Consider the following 15,987-nt stretch of genomic DNA (forward strand, 5'->3'; position numbering starts at 1 on the left):
AAACAATCGGTACGGCAACGGATACCCGAAATCCCCACCATTCGACTACAACTCGCGGCCGAGTCGATGCAACCTCAACGCCGACAACCACTTTCACATCGCAGGGGAAGTATCCACCATGGGACTGCTCAACCACGATCGAATGCCGATCATGACCGTCTCCTACGCGCATATCATCATGCAATTGCACATCGACTGCGCTGTGTGCGTGTGCCCGGTGAAACAGCAGGCGAAGCAGCGACTGATCGAGGCGAAACACCTGGTGCCGGACTCGGGTCGGGAGTGAGGCCGATGTTCTGGGAATTCGTTCTGCTGATCAGTATTCCGCTGTCCGTCATTCTGCTCGCGGTGTTCTGGCCGGAGCAGATCTCCAAACCCGAATCGCGCGATTCCGTGCGCGCGATCATCGACCGGATCGCGCGCGAAAACCGCGCCGGAGAGGCGAAATACCATGACCGATACCGCGAATAGCGGCCACTTCCGGACGAAACTGGGGGCATCCTCCGCGTGGTGGCGGGTCGGCGACGGCGAGCGGGTGGAGATCACGCACTTCACCGATTACGAAACAAGCCTCGCCACCGCATGTTTCGCGAATTTCCGGGTGGTGCGGTATTCGTGCCACGGCGTGGTGTTCATCGACACGCCGAGTTTGGCGCAAGCACATTCCCTTCTGCCGCACTACCACGCACTGTGGTGCTCGGTGAGCGAGGAGTTTCGCCGCCGGTTCGCCTCCTGACCGCCGGGTGCCCGCCGCAGGCCCGGGCAGCGACGCCGGTAACTCCGCCCGACGGTGGAGATGGAAATGGTTTCCACCAGCTCGCGAGCGGCGTGGCCGAGGAAACCGAACTATCGTCTGGACACCTGTCCGAGGCGGCCGGTGCGGGCATACACTGACCCGTAAGGTGAACCGGCACCCCCGACGCGTAAAGGAGATTCCATGTCCCAGAAGGTTCGCGGCGTCATCGCCCGCAGTGTGGGCGCCCCGGTCGAGATCGTCGATATCGTCATCCCGGATCCGGGTCCGCACGACGTGGTGGTGCGGGTGCAGGCCTGCGGGGTGTGCCATACCGATCTGACCTACCGCGAGGGCGGCATCAACGACGAATTCCCCTTCCTGCTCGGCCACGAGGCGGCCGGCGTGGTGGAGACCGTCGGCGACGCCGTCACCCACGTCCAGCCCGGCGATCACGTGGTGCTGAACTGGCGCGCGGTATGCGGCCAGTGCCGCGCCTGCAAACGCGGCAAGCCGTGGTACTGCTTCGACACCCACAACGCCAGCAAGCCCATGACGCTGGCCGACGGCACCGAACTGACCCCGGCCCTCGGCATCGGCGCCTTCGCCGACAAGACCCTGGTGCACGAGGGACAGTGCACCGTCATCGACCCGGAAACCGATCCCGCCGTGGCCGGTCTGCTCGGCTGCGGTGTGATGGCCGGGCTGGGGGCGGCGATCAACACCGGCGGCGTGAGCTACGGCGATTCGGTCGCGGTCATCGGCTGCGGCGGCGTCGGTGACGCGGCCATCGCGGGGGCGCGGCTGGCGGGCGCCACCACCATCATCGCCATCGACCGCGATCCGCGAAAGCTGGAGTGGGCCAAGGAACTCGGCGCCACGCACACCCTCGAGGCCGGTGACGACGTGGTCGAGCGGGTGCAGGAATTGACCAGCGGTTTCGGCGCCGACGTGGTGATCGACGCGGTCGGGCGGCCGGAAACCTGGAAGCAGGCCTTCTACGCGCGCGATCTGGCCGGCACGGTGGTGCTGGTCGGCGTACCGACGCCGGACATGAAGCTGGAGATGCCGCTCATCGACTTCTTCTCACACGGCGGCTCGCTGAAATCCTCCTGGTACGGCGACTGCCTGCCGGAACGCGACTTCCCGATGCTGCTCGACCTCTACAGCCAGGGCCGGTTGCCGCTGGAGCGGTTCGTCAGCGAGCGCGTGGCCCTCGACCAGGTCGAGCAAGCCTTCACCACCATGCACCACGGCGACGTCCTGCGATCGGTGGTGACGCTGTGAAGATCGACCGCGTCGTCACCTCCGGAAAGTTCGAATTGGACGGCGGCAGTTGGGATGTCGACAACAACGTCTGGGTCGTCGGCGACGACCGTGAGGCCATTGTCATCGACGCCGCCCACCAGGCCGAGCCGATCATCGCGGCCGTCGGCGATCGCACGGTGCGCGCCATCATCTGCACCCACGCCCACAACGACCACATCAACGTGGCCACCGAACTGGCCGCGGCGCTGCAGGCCCCGATCCGGCTGCATCCGGCCGACGAGGTGCTGTGGAGTGCGCTCTACCCCGACACCCGGTACGAACCGCTGCACGATCGGGAGCGAATTCCGGTGGCGGGCGGCGAGATCGAGGTCCTGCACACACCGGGCCACTCCCCCGGCGCGGTGAGCCTGTACCTGGCCTCGGAGAAGACGGTCTTCACCGGCGACACCCTGTTCCAGGGCGGTCCCGGCGCCACCGGCCGCTCGTTCTCGAGCTTCCCGACGATCATCGAATCCATCCGTACCCGCCTGCTGCATCTGCCCGCGGACACCACGGTCCTGACGGGCCACGGCGACTCCACGACCATCGGCGCCGAGGCGCCCCACCTACCGGAGTGGATCAAGCGCGGACACTGATGACGAAGGCGCCACCCGGGGGCCTACGGGCACTTCAGTACCTGGCAGACCTGGATGAAGTGATCGCGACGGACGTCCCGGCCGTTCGAACCACCGTTGATGATCCGCGAAACCGGGTCGATGCTCGCCGGGTCCCGGGGGTGGGCGTTGTCCGCCACGGCATTGAGGTTGTGGGTGGTCCAGTACCACGCGGCCGTGGCGAACGCGTACTGCGGATCGGCGACCAGCTCCGGATGGTTGACGAAGTCGACGCCCAGCGCCTGGCTCGCGAGTTCGTAATTGTGCCGGCCGGTGAGCTGGAGGGCACCACGCCCCTTGTATCTGGGCCCGTCACCGGGCTGGGTGTTGCCGAGATCCGCGCGCCCGTCGTAGTCGCTGCCGTCGCTGTATTCGGTCAAGGTGGCGAAACCATCCGTTTCCTGACCGATCTGAGCGAGGAAAGCGGCAGCACGCTGCGGTGTGTCGTCGATACCCGCCGCTGCCATCGCAGTGTTGATCTGCGGGAGCCAGGCGCTGACATGCGCCTGATCGGCGCCGGGCAGCGCCGCTGGTGCGGCAATGGGCTGGGGCGCCGGAGCGGGCGCGGCAGCGGGCGCCGCCGCGGGCGCCGGAGCTGCTCCGGCCGGTGCCGCCGGGACAACGGGGGTCGACAACGCTTGCAGCGCGACCGCGTCCGGCTTGGCCGACTCGCTGACGCCCGCGGCGGTGGTGATGGCCGCGACCGCGGCGGCGGCCGCTGCCACAGCACCGGCGGTACGAACGAGTGATGTCACCGACTTGCGGCGCACGGGTTTCGAAGACATGCGATGTGATTCCTTGTTCTTGACCGTTCGGCCGGGCTCGGGCATGCGGCGGGCAGCGCGCGACCCGAAGGGATCGCGACGAACTCGCCTCTGCACGAGGCGCTGTGGGGATGACTTGATCTGGAGCGGCCGAACTACCGCAGGCGCCGCGATGTGCCGCGCCTCGACATATGTCAGGCCTACGTCCTGCCGCGTTCGGTCCGCCGACGGGGTTTCACTCCGAAGGCGCGGCCGAGTATGACGACGGTTTCAATTGGGGAGACACGAATGCGCGATTCGCATTACATAACCGAATCGGGCGAGCCGGTTATATCTCAAGACGATAACGCTCATGCATCATGGGTGCAACGAACACACATTCGAAAGAAGGGGACGAGCACCGCACTTTCCCCGGACGACCGGGAGATCCTCGCTAAACTGTGTGTTGGCACACAGTTGGGGATTCTGTATTGCGGATCACGTTCAGATCACGAGAGCCGCGTCCCGAGCCTCCGAACAGGGCGCGGAGGTGGCAACAGTAGGCTGACGGCTGCTCCACCTCATCTCCGGGAAAGAGACCATGTCGCAGTTCGAGAACGTCAGCGTGGCCACCAAGGCCAATGTGTACTTCGACGGCACATGCGTGAGCTACAGCCTCACGCTGCCCGACGGCACCAAGAAGTCGGTCGGCGTGATCCAGCCCGCGACCTTGACCTTCAGCACCGGCGCCCCGGAAGTCATGGAGCTGGTGGAGGGCGAATGCGCCGTGACTCTGCCCGGCGAGACCGAGCCGACGACCTATCGCGGCGGGGAATCGTTCTCCGTGCCCGGTGACAGCTCGTTCGACATCGAGGTGGTGCAGACGCTGCACTACGTGTGCCACTACGGCTGAACCACGGGTGCCGCCGGCGCTCCCCCGCCGTCCCGATGACCTTGTCCATTTCCCGCCGGATCGACGGCCCGCGCGGCAGTAGAGTCCGGACCATGACATCGGACAGCAAGACCGTCGTTCAGGCTGCCTGGCGAGCATTCGCCAGCCACGACGCCGAGCAGATCGCCGCGTTCTTCAGCCCGGACGCCGAATGGCTGGCGCCGGTCGGCAACGCCACCGCGATCGCGCTGGACGGCCCCAGCCACCTGGTCGGACGCGAGGCCATCACGCAGTTCATCGCGAACGACTTTCCGCGGCTGTTCGTCGCCGATGTCGCGCTGGACTTCCACGGCTTCTATGCCGAGGGCGACCGGGTGATCGTGGAAGAGACGATGAGTGCCACGCTCGCGAACGGGAACCGATACCGCAACGACTACTGCTTCATCTTCGAGCTGCGCGACGGGTTGATTCACCGGGTTCGCGAATACATGGACACCGCACGCGGACATCGTGCCGTCTTCGGCGAACCGGCGGTCACCGGCTGACCGGCCGCCGGGCGATCATCGACGCCGGGCAGCGTGACGGCGCGACCCGGCGATGATCACGGCCGGGCGTCGAGCAACGAGCGGATCAGCTTCGCACCCTTGGCCTCGAGCCAGTCCCGGAAGGTCATCAATCCCGGATGCAGGGCACGTAGTTCGTCGATGTCGACGTCGGGGACGCTGCCGTCACCGCTGTTGAGCAATTCGTAGCCGCGAGCGAAGCGTTCGTTGATGCGGCGAAGTTCCTCGATCGGACGCTGGATGTAGGGGACCGTGCGCCCGACAGCCGCGCTGACCTGCGCGGCGACCTCGGACGGAGTGAGCACGTCGCCGACCAGTTCCAGCGTCCGGCCGCGGTAGTCGTCCGGATTACGCAGGGCGAGGGCGGTGAGCGCCCCGATATCGTCCAGTGCGATGAATTGCTGACGCACGTGGGCAGCGGCGGCGGTGCGCAGTGCGCCATCGCGGATCCCGACCGTGTCGGACTGCGTGATCAGGTTCTCCATGAAGGAACTCGGCCGTAGCACCGTCGCCGAGACACCCGACGCGGCGATGTACTGCTCGATCTCCCATTTGGCCGGCTGACCGCCGCGGTCGGCGCCGAGGCCCGAGCTGTAAACCAGATGTGCCACACCGTATTTCACCGCCGCGTCGGTGACGGCCTGGCCGGCCTTCACCTCGTCCTGCTCCGGGGCCAGCGGCCCGGGATGCACGCTGTACACGCCGTAGGCGCCGTCGACGCAGCGGTCGATCGTCGCGGGATCCTCCAGCGAGCCCGCGATCACCTGTGCGCCCGCCTGCGCCAAGCTCCGCGCCCGGTCGCTGTCCGGGCGCCGAGTCAGCACCCGCACCCGCCATCCGTCGGCGAGCAGACGATCGGCGACCGCCCCGCCCTGCTGTCCGGTCGCGCCGGTGACGAAAACGACCTGCTCCATGTGCCCTCCCAAGGGGGATCTTCAGATACCGCGCCGTCAAGCCGCAGTAAACGGAGAATGATCTCCGTTTGTGCCACTATACGGAGAGGTCTCTCCGTTTCGCAATGGTCGCCGCTACGATCGAGCCATGGGTAACGACGCCGAGCAGGGCGGCAAGCCACTGCGCGCGGACGCACGCCGCAACCGAGACCAGGTGCTGGCCGTCGCCCGGGAGCTGCTCTCGGTAGACGGCTCGTCGGCGTCCTTCGACGAGATCGCGCGCCGAGCGGGCGTCGGCGTCGGCACCGTGTACCGGCATTTCCCCACCCGTTCCGCATTGTTCGAGGCGGTCGTCGTCGGCCGGGTGGAGGAGTTCACCGAACGAGCACGCATGCTCACGGGCACGGATATCGCGCCGACCGATACCGATATCGCGCCGGAGGACGCGTTCTTCGACTACTTCACCCACCTCGTCGGCGAGGTCGCCCTCAACCAGGCCCTGTGCGAAGCGCTGGACGACGGTGACACGGCCGTCGCGATCCCCGACCGGCTCCGGCACGAGTTCATCCGGTCGTTCGACACTCTGCTCTCCCGAGCGAAAGAGGCAGGGGCCGTGCGACCCGACATCGATGTCGCCGACGTGCTCGACCTGGTCATCGGCGCGGCGACGGTCCAACGCCGCTCCCGGGCACGCAACGCACCGAACCCTCTGATCGCCGTCGTGCTCGACGGCCTCCGCCCTCGGTTGTCCCCCAGCCCTTTTCCCGGGTCTAGGAGTATTCGACCTGCCAGTGCTTGATGCCGTTGATCCAGCCCGAGCGCAGGCGCTGCGGGTCGGCGATCTGGTGCAGATCGGGCATGACGTCGGCGATGGCGTTGAACATCAGGTCGATTTCCAGGCGGGCCAGGTTGGCGCCGACGCAGAAGTGGGCGCCGGTGCCACCGAAGGCCAGATGCGGGTTGGGGTCGCGCAGCACGTCGAAGTCGAAGGGCTTGTCGAAGGCCGCCTCGTCGAAATTGGCCGAGCTGTAGAACAATCCGACCCGCTCGCCGGCCTTGATCAGCTGCCCGCCGAGTTCCACATCCTCGGTCGCGGTGCGCTGGAACGCGGTGACCGGAGTCGCCCAGCGCACGATTTCGTCGACCGCGGTGCGCGGGCGCTGCTGCCGGTACAGCTCCCACTGTTCCGGATGATCGACGAAAGCCTTCATCCCGTGCGTGATCGCATTGCGGGTCGTCTCATTCCCGGCGACCGCGAGCAGAATGACGAAGAATCCGAATTCGTCCGAACCCAATGCCTCGCCGTCGATATCGGCGCTGACCAGTTGGCTGACGATATCGCCCGCCGGTTCCGTCCGGCGCGCCTCGGCCATATTCCACGCGTAGCCCAGAATTTCGGCCGAGGCGACCGCCGAATCGCCGTACTCGGGGTCGTCGTAGTTGAGCATCTGATTCGACCAGTCGAACAGCTTGTGCCGATCGTCCTGCGGGACGCCCAGTAGTTCGGCGATGGCCTGCAGCGGCAATTCACATGCCACCTGTTCGACGAAATCGCCGCCGCCGGATTCCTTGGCCGCGCGCACTATTCGCGCGGCCCGCTCGGTCAATGCCGCGCGCAGGCTCTCGACCGCGCGCGGGGTGAAGCCCTTCGAGATGATGCGGCGGATCTTGGTGTGCTTGGGCGGATCCATGTTCACCAGCAGCGCACTGGTCACCGACAACTGCTCCGGCGTCGCGAATCCGGGCAACCGGATGATGGATCCTTTCCTCTCCGAGGAGAAGACGTCCGAGCGGCGGGAGATCTCCTTGATGTCCTCGTGGCGGCTCACCACCCAGTAGCCGCCGTCCTCGAACGGGTAGGCCTGCTCCTCACTCTGGGCGTTCCACCAGACCGGCGCGGTACGCCGCAATTCCGCGAATTCGGCGACCGGGCTTCTCGCGGCCCACAGTTCCGGGTCGGTGAAATCGAATCCGGCCGGTATCGACGGAGCAGCCACAGTTCCTCCTCGTGTCCGCTGCACTGCGAATCATGGATTGTTTCGAAACGTGTTCTTCCTTGATTAGAACACGTTGCACTGCAGCGGAAAAGGGCTGCGGACGCGCGCATTCCGGAAAAACAGAAGTTATGACAAAACTATTTCGAGCATACGAAATACAGCCCGATCGACGGGATTTCCCGATCGTCCGGGCGCGCATCGCCCAACGCTATTCGTCTGTATCGCACTGTTCGGTCGATGAAAACCCGAGTGACACCCGGGAATTCAACGGCGGTGTTCGTTCATCCGCTCACCTCGGTTCTCCGGTCGCGATGCAAATGCGGCGCGGCCCGCCCCGCCGGCAGCGGCAGATCGAGATAGGTCCGCACACCCGGAGCGGCCGACACGACATCGGGGATCGCATTTACACAGTTCAGCGCCGTGGCGACGATCGAAGGATTGCGCCGGGCCCCTTCGGCCGGGTCGTGGGCGTGCAGCCCGGACAGGGTCAGGACACAGCCGGGATCGCCACGCACCTCGACCTCGAACCGCTGCCCGTTCGGCCCGAAGGTCCACGCCGGGTCGAAGTCCCGCTCACCCATGAACCAGTTGACCGCCGCCGTGATCACCGGTTCGCCGTCGACGGTGCCCTCCCACCGAAAGTGCTGGGCCGCAACCTGTCCCGGCTCGATGATGCCGATCGGTGAGTCGATCGGCGCGGTCGCGACCGCGATGTCGTGGGTGGTGCGGATATCGGGATCCAGGTCGAAGCCCAGTTCGTCCGCGAGCATCCACACCGACTGGCTGTAGCCGCCGGCCAGCATCGCCGCGACCGTGCTCTGTCCGGCCTTGTCCGGATCGGCGCCGAACATCATCCAGTGCCGCACCACATCCGGGGCGCCGTAGGTGCGGATATCGGAGAATTCCTCGGCGCGTACGCCGGTCACCGAACCCGACAGCGCCGAGACCACCAGCGGCAGGCGCTCGGTGAGCCCGCCGGGGTGAATTCCGGTGCCGTGCAATGTGACTGCGCCCTCGGCGCAGACCGCGTCGAATTTCTCGCGGTCGCGCTGCCGGGGATAGAACCAGCCCAGCGGAGTCACGACATTCTTGCCCGAGCGCAGGATCGCGCGCAGCACCGAGGTGTCGGCGAAGACCGGGCTGTAGACGACACAGTCGGCGTCGAGGGCCAGCAGCGCCTCGGCATCGGTGGTGGCCGTGACGCCGATCGGGTCGCGACCCACGAGGGTGCCGAGGTCGACGCCGTCCTTGTCGGGGCTGTGCACCCAGGCGCCGGCGAGTTCGAGCTCCGGATGATCGAGAATGCCCTCGATCGCCGCCCGCCCGACGCCGCCGGTCGCCCACTGGATCACCCTGATAGCGCTCATCACTGATCCCGCACGATCGACAGGGCCTGGGTCGGGCAGTAGCGCACCGCGTTCTCCACGTCGGCGCGATCGGCCTCGTCCACCTCCGCGCGCACGATTTCGACCTTGCCGTGTTTGGGCACGTCGAAGTAGTCCGGCGCCTCGGCCTGGCACATCGCGTGGCCCTGACACAGGTCCAGATCCACCTCGATACGCATCAGCCCTGCTCCTGTTTCGGTGAGTCCGGTTCCCGCAGCGGGGCTTCCGGCTGCACCTCGACCAGCACCAGATGCGCGCCGCGCGGTGTGTTGACCACCGCGGCGATCGCGGCGGCGAGGTCGGATGCCCGCAGGAAGAAGGGGTGGCGGGCGAAGCCCCACTTCACCCAGTCGTCGAGCAGCGGTCCGACCTGATCGGGTGCGGCGTTCATCCCCATTCCGGTCTGTGTCGCGCCCGGCCGCACGATCGAAGCGCGAACACCGGTGCCCTCCAACTCCATTCGCAGCTGCCGGGCCATCGCCTCGAGTCCGGTCTTGGCGGCGTTGTAGGCGCCGTTGCGGGGGCGGACCTGGTCGGCACAGTCGGAGCCGATGAAGACGAAATCGCCGCGGCGCCGGGAGATCATGCCGGGCAGGATGCGGTGGGCCAGCCGCTGCGCACCCACCAGATGGACGTCGACCTGTTTCAGGAAGGTCTGCGGTTCCATCTCGTAGGCCAGCCCGAATTCGATGTCACCGGCACCCGATACCGCGACCTCGATCGGGCCGAGCGCCTCCTCGGCGGCGGTGACGAAGGCGTCGACCGACGCGTCGTCGGTGACGTCGAGCGAGCCCGCGAAGGCCGTGCCGCCGTTGGCGGTGATCTTGTCGGCGAGCTCACGGCATGTTTCCACCCGGCGCGCACCGAGCGCCACCGGGAATCCGGCCTCGGCCAGCACGATCGCGGTCGCGGCGCCGATCCCCGACGACGCCCCCGCGATCAGAACCGGTCGCACATCCGGATGCGGATCGAAACGCGGCATATTACGAAACCTCCACGGTGACAGGGAGTTTCGCGAACCCCCGGACATTGGTCGAATGCACCCGCTCCATGGCGGACTCGTCGATCGAGTACTCCCGGACGCGGGAGGCGAACTCGCGCAACGCGACCACGGTTTCCAAGCGGGCCAGATGCGCGCCCAGGCAGAAGTGCACGCCGCCGCCGAAACTGGCCAGCGCGCTCTTGTCGGTGCGTTCGATGTCGTAGCGATCTCCGTCGGTGAAGACCGCGTCGTCGCGATTGGCCGAGCCGATGAGCAGCACCACCTTCGAACCGGCGGGGATCACCCCGTGTTCGAACGGCACGTCGACGACCGAGGAGCGCGCCACCATCTGGCTCGAATTGTCGTAGCGCAGCGTCTCCTCGACCCAGTCCGGCACCAGATCGCCGTCGGCGACCACCTTGGCGAACTGTTCGGGATTGCGACCGGCCCAGTACAGCGCGTTGCCGAGCAGTTTGGTGGTGGTCTCGTTACCGGCCACGACCATCAGGAACATGAAGCCGATGATCTCGTCGTCGGTGAGTTTGTCGCCGTCGATCTCCGCGTCGAGCAGCGCCGAGGTCAGATCCTCGGTGCGGCTGCGGCGACGCTCGGCGACCATGTCGGAGTAGTAGACGACCAGATTCAGCGAGGCCTCGATGGCCGCCTCCGGCACGTCGAGCACGCCCTCCTCGCGGTGCACCACCAGATCGGCCATCCGGCGGATCTCCGCGCGATCGGGTTCCGGCACGCCCATCATGTCGGAGATGACGTCCATGGGCAGTTTGCCCGCGAAGTCCTCGATCCAGTCGAAACTGCCCTGCTCGAGCGCCGGTTCGAGATGTTGCAGCGTCAGTTCCCGGATCCGGTCCCCCATACCGGCGATCCGGCGCGGGGTGAAGCCCTTGTTGACCAGCTGGCGCATGCGCAGGTGACGCGGATCGTCCATGGCGAGGAACGACATGGTCTTGTGCGCGTGCGGGCCCCACGCGGCCGGATCCAGGGAGACCCCGTTGGCGCTGGACAGGCGGGCGGCGTCGCGGAATGCGGCGGTCACGTCGGCGTGGCGCGAGAGCGCCCAGAAGTCCAGGTCCGGGTTGTAGTAGAGCGGCGCCTCCGTGCGCAGCCGCCGATAGACCGGATACGGATCCTCGTGGAACCGGTAGTCGTAGGGATCGAATACGACCGGTCGCGCAGATGCCGCAGTCATCACACCCACCTCTCGAAATATAACGCGTTCACATCGAGCCTCATCCGCACACCGCCAACCGAGACACAGGACTGGACATGTGTCTGGACGCTACCACCGGACCGGAATCCGGACAATGGGCGAGCGTCCCCGGCAGGGTGGGCGCACCACCTTGGGCAGGCGAGCGCCGCCATCCTCCTCACGCCCCGTCGCCGAGGAGCGGCTGCAGTTCGGCCACCGACCACGGCGGAGTATCGGCATGGTCGCGATAGCCGATCGACTCGAGCTTCGGCCGGGCGAAGCGACCGACGAAACCGCCTGCGGCAACGAAGATCTGCCCCGTCGCGGTCGCGAGGTCGGAGGCGAGATAGACATACAGCGCGGCGGCGTGCTCCGGCGGCGGCGCGTCCAGTGACGACTGCGCGGTGAACTCGTCGAGCAGGCCGCGCTCGCGCAGCTCGGCGATCTTCGCCTCGTATTCCGCTCCGGTGGACAGCCGCGTCCTGGCCCCCGGACAGATCGCGTTCACCCGGATACCGTGCTCTTTCAGCTCCGCGGCCATGGCCAGCGTCAGGCTCGCGACCGCGCCTTTTCCGGCCGGATAGCCGGTGCCGCCATAGTCGCCCAGATAGGCGAACGAGCCGGTGTTGACGATCGAACCCGCGCCGCGAGCCACCATCAGCGGCGCCACCGCGCGACAGGTGTTGAACACCGTGGTGAGGTGTGAATCCAGCTGGGCGCGCCAGTCCGCGGTCGAGATGTCGAGAATCGAGGAGTGCGCGGGTTCGGCGATCCCGGCACAGTTGACGAGAACATCGACGGCACCGAAACTTTCGACGCACCGGCTCACCAGCGCGTCCGCGATCGTTTCGTCCGCGGCCGAGCCCGCGACCGCGACGGCGCGACCGCCCGCCGCGCGAATCTCGTCCACCACCGCGTCCACCGCCGCCTCGGCCCGGGAATTGACCACCACGCCCGCGCCCTGACGCGCCAGTTCGACGGCCACGGCCCGGCCGATACCGCTGCCGCCGCCCACCACGATCGCCGCCTTGCCGGCCACCGCCGCATCTCCGGTCATCGCCGGTACCCGCCTCTCACGATTCGATCACTCTGCAACACGTTCTTGTATTCACAGCTCCGTCCAAACTATATTCCGTACAGGTGTCCAGACAGCCCTATCGGAGAGGCGAATGACGAAACTGCTCCCCCCTGGCGAGGGATCCCGGCTTCTGATCGACGGCAAACTGGTCGCCGGCGGCGCGGGGGTATTCGCGACGGTCAATCCGGCGACCGAGGAAGTTCTCGGCCAGGCCGCCAATGCCGACGCCGCCGATATGGACGCGGCCATCGCCGCCGCCCGCGCGGCCTTCGACACCACCGAATGGTCGCGCGATCACGCGTTCCGGGCCCGCCGCCTGCGGCAACTGCGCGACGCGCTGCGCGACAACATCGAGGAACTGCGCGAGATCACCATCGCCGAGGTGGGCGCCCCGCGCATGCTGACCAGCGGCCCGCAACTGGAGGGCCCGATCGGCGATCTCGGCTATTTCGCCGATCTGGCCGAAAGTTACGAGTGGGTCAGCGATCTCGGCGTCGCGAAGCCGATGGGAATTCCCACGGCGCGCACGGTGCGCCGGGAGGCGATCGGTGTGGTCGGCGCCATCACGCCGTGGAATTTCCCGCATCAGATCAACTTCGCCAAACTCGGTCCCGCCCTGGCGGCCGGGTGCACGGTGGTGCTCAAACCGGCTCCCGACACCCCGTGGGTCGCCGCGCTCGTCGGCACGGTGATCGCCGAACAGACCGACATTCCGGCCGGCGTGATCAATATCGTCACCTCCGACGACCACCAGCTGGGCGCCCAGCTGGTCACCGATCCGCGGGTGGACATGATCTCGTTCACCGGGTCGACGCAGACCGGCCGGACCATCATGGCCGGTGCGGCGCAGAGTCTGAAGAAGGTGTTCCTCGAACTCGGCGGCAAGTCGGCCTTCATCGTCCTGGACGACACCGATGTGGCCGCCGCGGCGAGCTATGCGGGCTTCACCGTCTGCGTCCACGCCGGCCAGGGCTGCGCGCTCACCACCCGCCTGCTCGTCCCGCGCGAGCAGTACGACACCGCGGTCGCGGCGGCGGCGAAGTCGATGCGCGGCATCGTCCCGGGTGATCCGAACGAGCCGGGTACCGTCTGCGGACCCGTCATCTCGGCGCGGCAGCGCGACCGCGTGCAGCGCTACATCGATATCGCTCGCGCCGAGGGCGCCACGATTGTCACCGGTGGGGGCAGTCCCGACCGCGAGCGCGGGTACTTCATCGAACCCACGCTGATCAGCGGCGTGTCAAACACCTCGACCGTGGCGCAGGAGGAGATCTTCGGCCCCGTGCTGGTGGTGATCCCGCACGACGGCGACGACGACGCCATCCGGCTGGCCAACGAATCGCCCTACGGGCTCTCGGGGGAGGTGTGGGGCACCGACCGGGCGCGAATCGACCACGTGGTCAACGGTGTTCGGACCGGAACCCTCGGCGTCAACGGCGGTATCTGGTACAGCGCCGATGCTCCGTTCGGCGGCTACAAGCAGTCCGGCATCGGCCGTGAACTCGGTGTCGCCGGTTTCGAGGAGTACCTCGAGACCAAGCTGATCGCCACCGCGCAGAAATAGACAGCACGCGACCTCATCGCGAACCATCGACAGGAGAAGACAACTCATGGCTCGTTTCACCGATCGCGTCGCGATCGTCACCGGCGCGGCGCAGGGCATCGGCGCCGAATACGCGAAGGCACTGGCCGGCGAGGGCGCCACCGTCGTCGTCGCGGATCTCAACGCGGACAAGGGAAAACAGGTCGCCGAGGAGATCACCAGCGGCGGCGGCACCGCGGTCTTCCATCCCGTCGACGTCTCCGATCCGGAATCGGTCACCACCCTGGCCGACTACACGCAGAACGAATTCGGCGCGATCAACCACCTGGTCAACAACGCCGCCATCTACGGCGGAATGAAGCTGGACCTGCTGCTGACGGTGCCGTGGGACTACTACAAGAAGTTCATGAGCGTGAACCTCGACGGCGCGCTGAACATGACCCGCGCGGTGTGGCAGCACATGTCGAAGGGCGGCGGCGGGTCCATCGTGAACCAGTCCTCCACCGCCGCATGGGTGTATTCGAACTTCTACGGTCTCGCCAAGGCCGGGGTCAACAGCCTCACCCAGCAGCTGGCGGTCGAACTCGGCGGATCCAACATCCGGATCAACGCCATCGCGCCGGGACCGATCAACACCGAGGCGACGCAGACCGTCACCCCCGGCTCGATCGTGAACGACATGGTGAATCGCCTGCCGCTCAAGCGGATCGGCACCCCGCAGGATCTGGTGGGTGCGTGCCTGTATCTGCTGTCCGACGACGCGGCGTGGGTCACCGGGCACATCCTCAACGTCGACGGCGGGCAGATCATCCGGTAGCGAGCGCGAGCGACGCCCGTCCCGCTATGGGACGGGCGACAGAATAATGGCGACGACAACATTGCTCTCCGAATTCGAGAATGCTGTTTCGGGCAATCTCGACGTCATGGGTATGCGCTACAGTGGCTCGCCGATACGATTCACAGCAGGGACGGGGGCACGGTCGATGTCGATACCGACCACGACACAGCGCATTTCGACGAGCCGGGTGCGGTAGGCGATGGCCACCGACGATCGCCCGGATTCCCCGCAGCAGCCGCCGTCCGGTGAGCCGGGCCCGCCCCCGGCGCCGCCGACCCGGGCCTACCCCGGTGGCGTGCCGGATCCCGGCGCCCCCGTGCCACAGCAACCGGCTCCGCCCACCCAGGCCTATCCGGGACAGCCCGCCCCGCCGACCCAGGCCTACCCCGGGCAGCAGGCGCCGCCGACCCAGGCGTATCCCGGCGGGCAACCGGGCCCGCCACCCGGGTCCGAGGATCCCACCGTCCATGCGGGACAGGGATATCCCGCCGGAGTGCCGTATCCGGGCGATCCGAATCAGCCCCCGATGTACGGGCAGGCATATCCGCCGGGCGGCTATCCCGAAGGCGGATATCCGGGCGGGCAACCGTATGCGCAGCCGTATCCGGACGCGCAGTACGGCGCCCAGCCCTACCCGTATCCTGGTGCGCCACAGCAGAATTCGGGTGGAGGCAAGGTGCTGGCGATCGTCGCGGCAGTGGTCGCAGCCGTCCTCGTGCTGGGCGCGGTCGTCGCGGTGATCGTGGTGCACAACCACAACAAGAACAGCGATACCGACGCTGCCGCCCAGCAGTCGACGACCACCCGCCCTTCGCCGACGTATTCGACCTCGACCGCACCCACGACCCGCGACACCACCCGCTACGCTCCCCCGCCTCCGGCGACACCGGCCGATGTCTGGATCGCCGCGGGCTACGACGTCGACACCGGCAAGGTGACCTGGGCGCGCAGCACGGTCAGCTCCGACGACGCCACCAACCAGGTCCAAACCCGTTGCCCCGGTTGCGCACAGCCGGCGGCGTGGGCGCGCAACGCCTGCGTCGCGGTGGTCGTCGGCCAGAACAACGGCTGGGCCTCCACCTGGGGCACCACCGCGGAAGAGGCCGAATCCAAGGCCGTCAGCAGCGCACAGGACAACTACGGGGTGTCGGGACCGTTCAACAAATGGTCCAAGTGCGCGACGGAGTAGGCGCTGCGCGCTTTTCTTCCCA

Annotated in this window: 19 protein-coding genes; 11 read left to right on the forward strand and 8 right to left on the reverse strand. The window is 67.1% G+C overall.

What is annotated here, in order from left to right:
- Positions 1-118: 118 nt before the first annotated feature.
- From C8258_RS32860 to C8258_RS10160, 5 genes are all read left to right on the forward strand, one after another.
- On the forward strand, positions 119-286 hold the full coding sequence (locus tag C8258_RS32860) for a hypothetical protein (protein ID WP_199195656.1): 168 nt from the start codon (positions 119-121) through the stop codon (positions 284-286).
- A 5-nt stretch (positions 287-291) separates the two neighbouring features.
- Positions 292-471 carry a hypothetical protein gene (locus C8258_RS10145; protein WP_106954967.1) on the forward strand — a complete coding sequence of 60 codons (180 nt, stop codon included), beginning with the start codon at positions 292-294 and terminating at the stop codon, positions 469-471.
- A complete protein-coding gene (locus C8258_RS10150) occupies positions 452-736 on the forward strand; it encodes a hypothetical protein (protein WP_106954968.1) in 285 nt (94 codons plus the stop codon). Before C8258_RS10145 ends, C8258_RS10150 begins: the two co-directional genes overlap by 20 nt.
- A gap of 201 nt (positions 737-937) precedes the next feature.
- Positions 938-2,020 (forward strand): S-(hydroxymethyl)mycothiol dehydrogenase, encoded by a 1,083-nt coding sequence (locus tag C8258_RS10155; RefSeq protein ID WP_106954969.1) that lies wholly within the window; start codon positions 938-940, stop codon positions 2,018-2,020.
- Positions 2,017-2,637: an MBL fold metallo-hydrolase gene (locus C8258_RS10160; RefSeq protein WP_233224992.1), complete on the forward strand. Its 621-nt coding sequence runs from the start codon at positions 2,017-2,019 to the stop codon at positions 2,635-2,637. Before C8258_RS10155 ends, C8258_RS10160 begins: the two co-directional genes overlap by 4 nt.
- A gap of 23 nt (positions 2,638-2,660) precedes the next feature.
- Here C8258_RS10160 and C8258_RS10165 read toward each other — a convergent pair whose 3' ends face one another.
- Positions 2,661-3,440, reverse strand: coding sequence for a glycoside hydrolase family 19 protein (locus tag C8258_RS10165; RefSeq protein WP_106955160.1), 780 nt, complete (start codon positions 3,438-3,440; stop codon positions 2,661-2,663).
- 559 nt (positions 3,441-3,999) lie between these two features.
- Here C8258_RS10165 and C8258_RS10170 point away from each other — a divergent pair.
- A complete protein-coding gene (locus C8258_RS10170) occupies positions 4,000-4,311 on the forward strand; it encodes a pyrimidine/purine nucleoside phosphorylase (protein WP_039784241.1) in 312 nt (103 codons plus the stop codon).
- Positions 4,312-4,403: 92 nt separating this feature from the next.
- Entirely contained in the window at positions 4,404-4,835 is a 432-nt protein-coding gene (locus tag C8258_RS10175) for a nuclear transport factor 2 family protein (protein WP_106954971.1), read from the forward strand.
- Positions 4,836-4,891: 56 nt separating this feature from the next.
- Here C8258_RS10175 and C8258_RS10180 read toward each other — a convergent pair whose 3' ends face one another.
- Entirely contained in the window at positions 4,892-5,767 is an 876-nt protein-coding gene (locus tag C8258_RS10180) for an NmrA/HSCARG family protein (RefSeq protein ID WP_106954972.1), read from the reverse strand.
- Positions 5,768-5,894: 127 nt separating this feature from the next.
- On the opposite strand from C8258_RS10180, the gene C8258_RS10185 reads away from it, so the two are divergent.
- On the forward strand, positions 5,895-6,545 hold the full coding sequence (locus tag C8258_RS10185) for a TetR/AcrR family transcriptional regulator (RefSeq protein ID WP_106954973.1): 651 nt from the start codon (positions 5,895-5,897) through the stop codon (positions 6,543-6,545).
- On the opposite strand, the gene C8258_RS10190 is transcribed toward C8258_RS10185, so the two are convergent.
- The 6 genes from C8258_RS10190 to C8258_RS10215 form a co-directional block, all read right to left on the reverse strand.
- On the reverse strand, positions 6,517-7,743 hold the full coding sequence (locus C8258_RS10190; RefSeq protein ID WP_106954974.1) for a cytochrome P450: 1,227 nt from the start codon (positions 7,741-7,743) through the stop codon (positions 6,517-6,519). The two genes, C8258_RS10185 and C8258_RS10190, sit on opposite strands and share 29 nt — an antisense overlap.
- Positions 7,744-8,024: 281 nt before the next feature.
- Positions 8,025-9,110, reverse strand: coding sequence for a dihydrodipicolinate reductase (locus C8258_RS10195; protein WP_106954975.1), 1,086 nt, complete (start codon positions 9,108-9,110; stop codon positions 8,025-8,027).
- A complete protein-coding gene (locus tag C8258_RS10200; RefSeq protein ID WP_062999594.1) occupies positions 9,110-9,307 on the reverse strand; it encodes a ferredoxin in 198 nt (65 codons plus the stop codon). The genes C8258_RS10195 and C8258_RS10200 overlap by 1 nt, the downstream gene beginning before the upstream one ends.
- Positions 9,307-10,110 carry an SDR family oxidoreductase gene (locus tag C8258_RS10205; RefSeq protein WP_106954976.1) on the reverse strand — a complete coding sequence of 268 codons (804 nt, stop codon included), beginning with the start codon at positions 10,108-10,110 and terminating at the stop codon, positions 9,307-9,309. The genes C8258_RS10200 and C8258_RS10205 overlap by 1 nt, the downstream gene beginning before the upstream one ends.
- A 1-nt stretch (position 10,111) precedes the next feature.
- On the reverse strand, positions 10,112-11,317 hold the full coding sequence (locus C8258_RS10210) for a cytochrome P450 (protein ID WP_106955161.1): 1,206 nt from the start codon (positions 11,315-11,317) through the stop codon (positions 10,112-10,114).
- A 178-nt stretch (positions 11,318-11,495) separates the two neighbouring features.
- On the reverse strand, positions 11,496-12,374 hold the full coding sequence (locus tag C8258_RS10215; RefSeq protein WP_106954977.1) for an SDR family NAD(P)-dependent oxidoreductase: 879 nt from the start codon (positions 12,372-12,374) through the stop codon (positions 11,496-11,498).
- Between the two features lie 112 nt (positions 12,375-12,486).
- On the opposite strand from C8258_RS10215, the gene C8258_RS10220 reads away from it, so the two are divergent.
- The 3 genes from C8258_RS10220 (at position 12,487) to C8258_RS10230 (ending at position 15,965) form a co-directional block, all read left to right on the forward strand.
- On the forward strand, positions 12,487-13,959 hold the full coding sequence (locus C8258_RS10220; RefSeq protein ID WP_106954978.1) for an aldehyde dehydrogenase: 1,473 nt from the start codon (positions 12,487-12,489) through the stop codon (positions 13,957-13,959).
- A gap of 46 nt (positions 13,960-14,005) precedes the next feature.
- The gene (locus C8258_RS10225; RefSeq protein ID WP_106954979.1) at positions 14,006-14,755 is read left to right on the forward strand and encodes an SDR family oxidoreductase; all 750 of its coding nucleotides are present in this window, start codon (positions 14,006-14,008) and stop codon (positions 14,753-14,755) included.
- Between the two features lie 220 nt (positions 14,756-14,975).
- Positions 14,976-15,965 carry a DUF4189 domain-containing protein gene (locus C8258_RS10230; protein ID WP_106954980.1) on the forward strand — a complete coding sequence of 330 codons (990 nt, stop codon included), beginning with the start codon at positions 14,976-14,978 and terminating at the stop codon, positions 15,963-15,965.
- Positions 15,966-15,987: the final 22 nt, after the last annotated feature.

The organism is Nocardia sp. MDA0666 (assembly GCF_003023875.1).
GTDB lineage: Bacteria > Actinomycetota > Actinomycetes > Mycobacteriales > Mycobacteriaceae > Nocardia > Nocardia aobensis.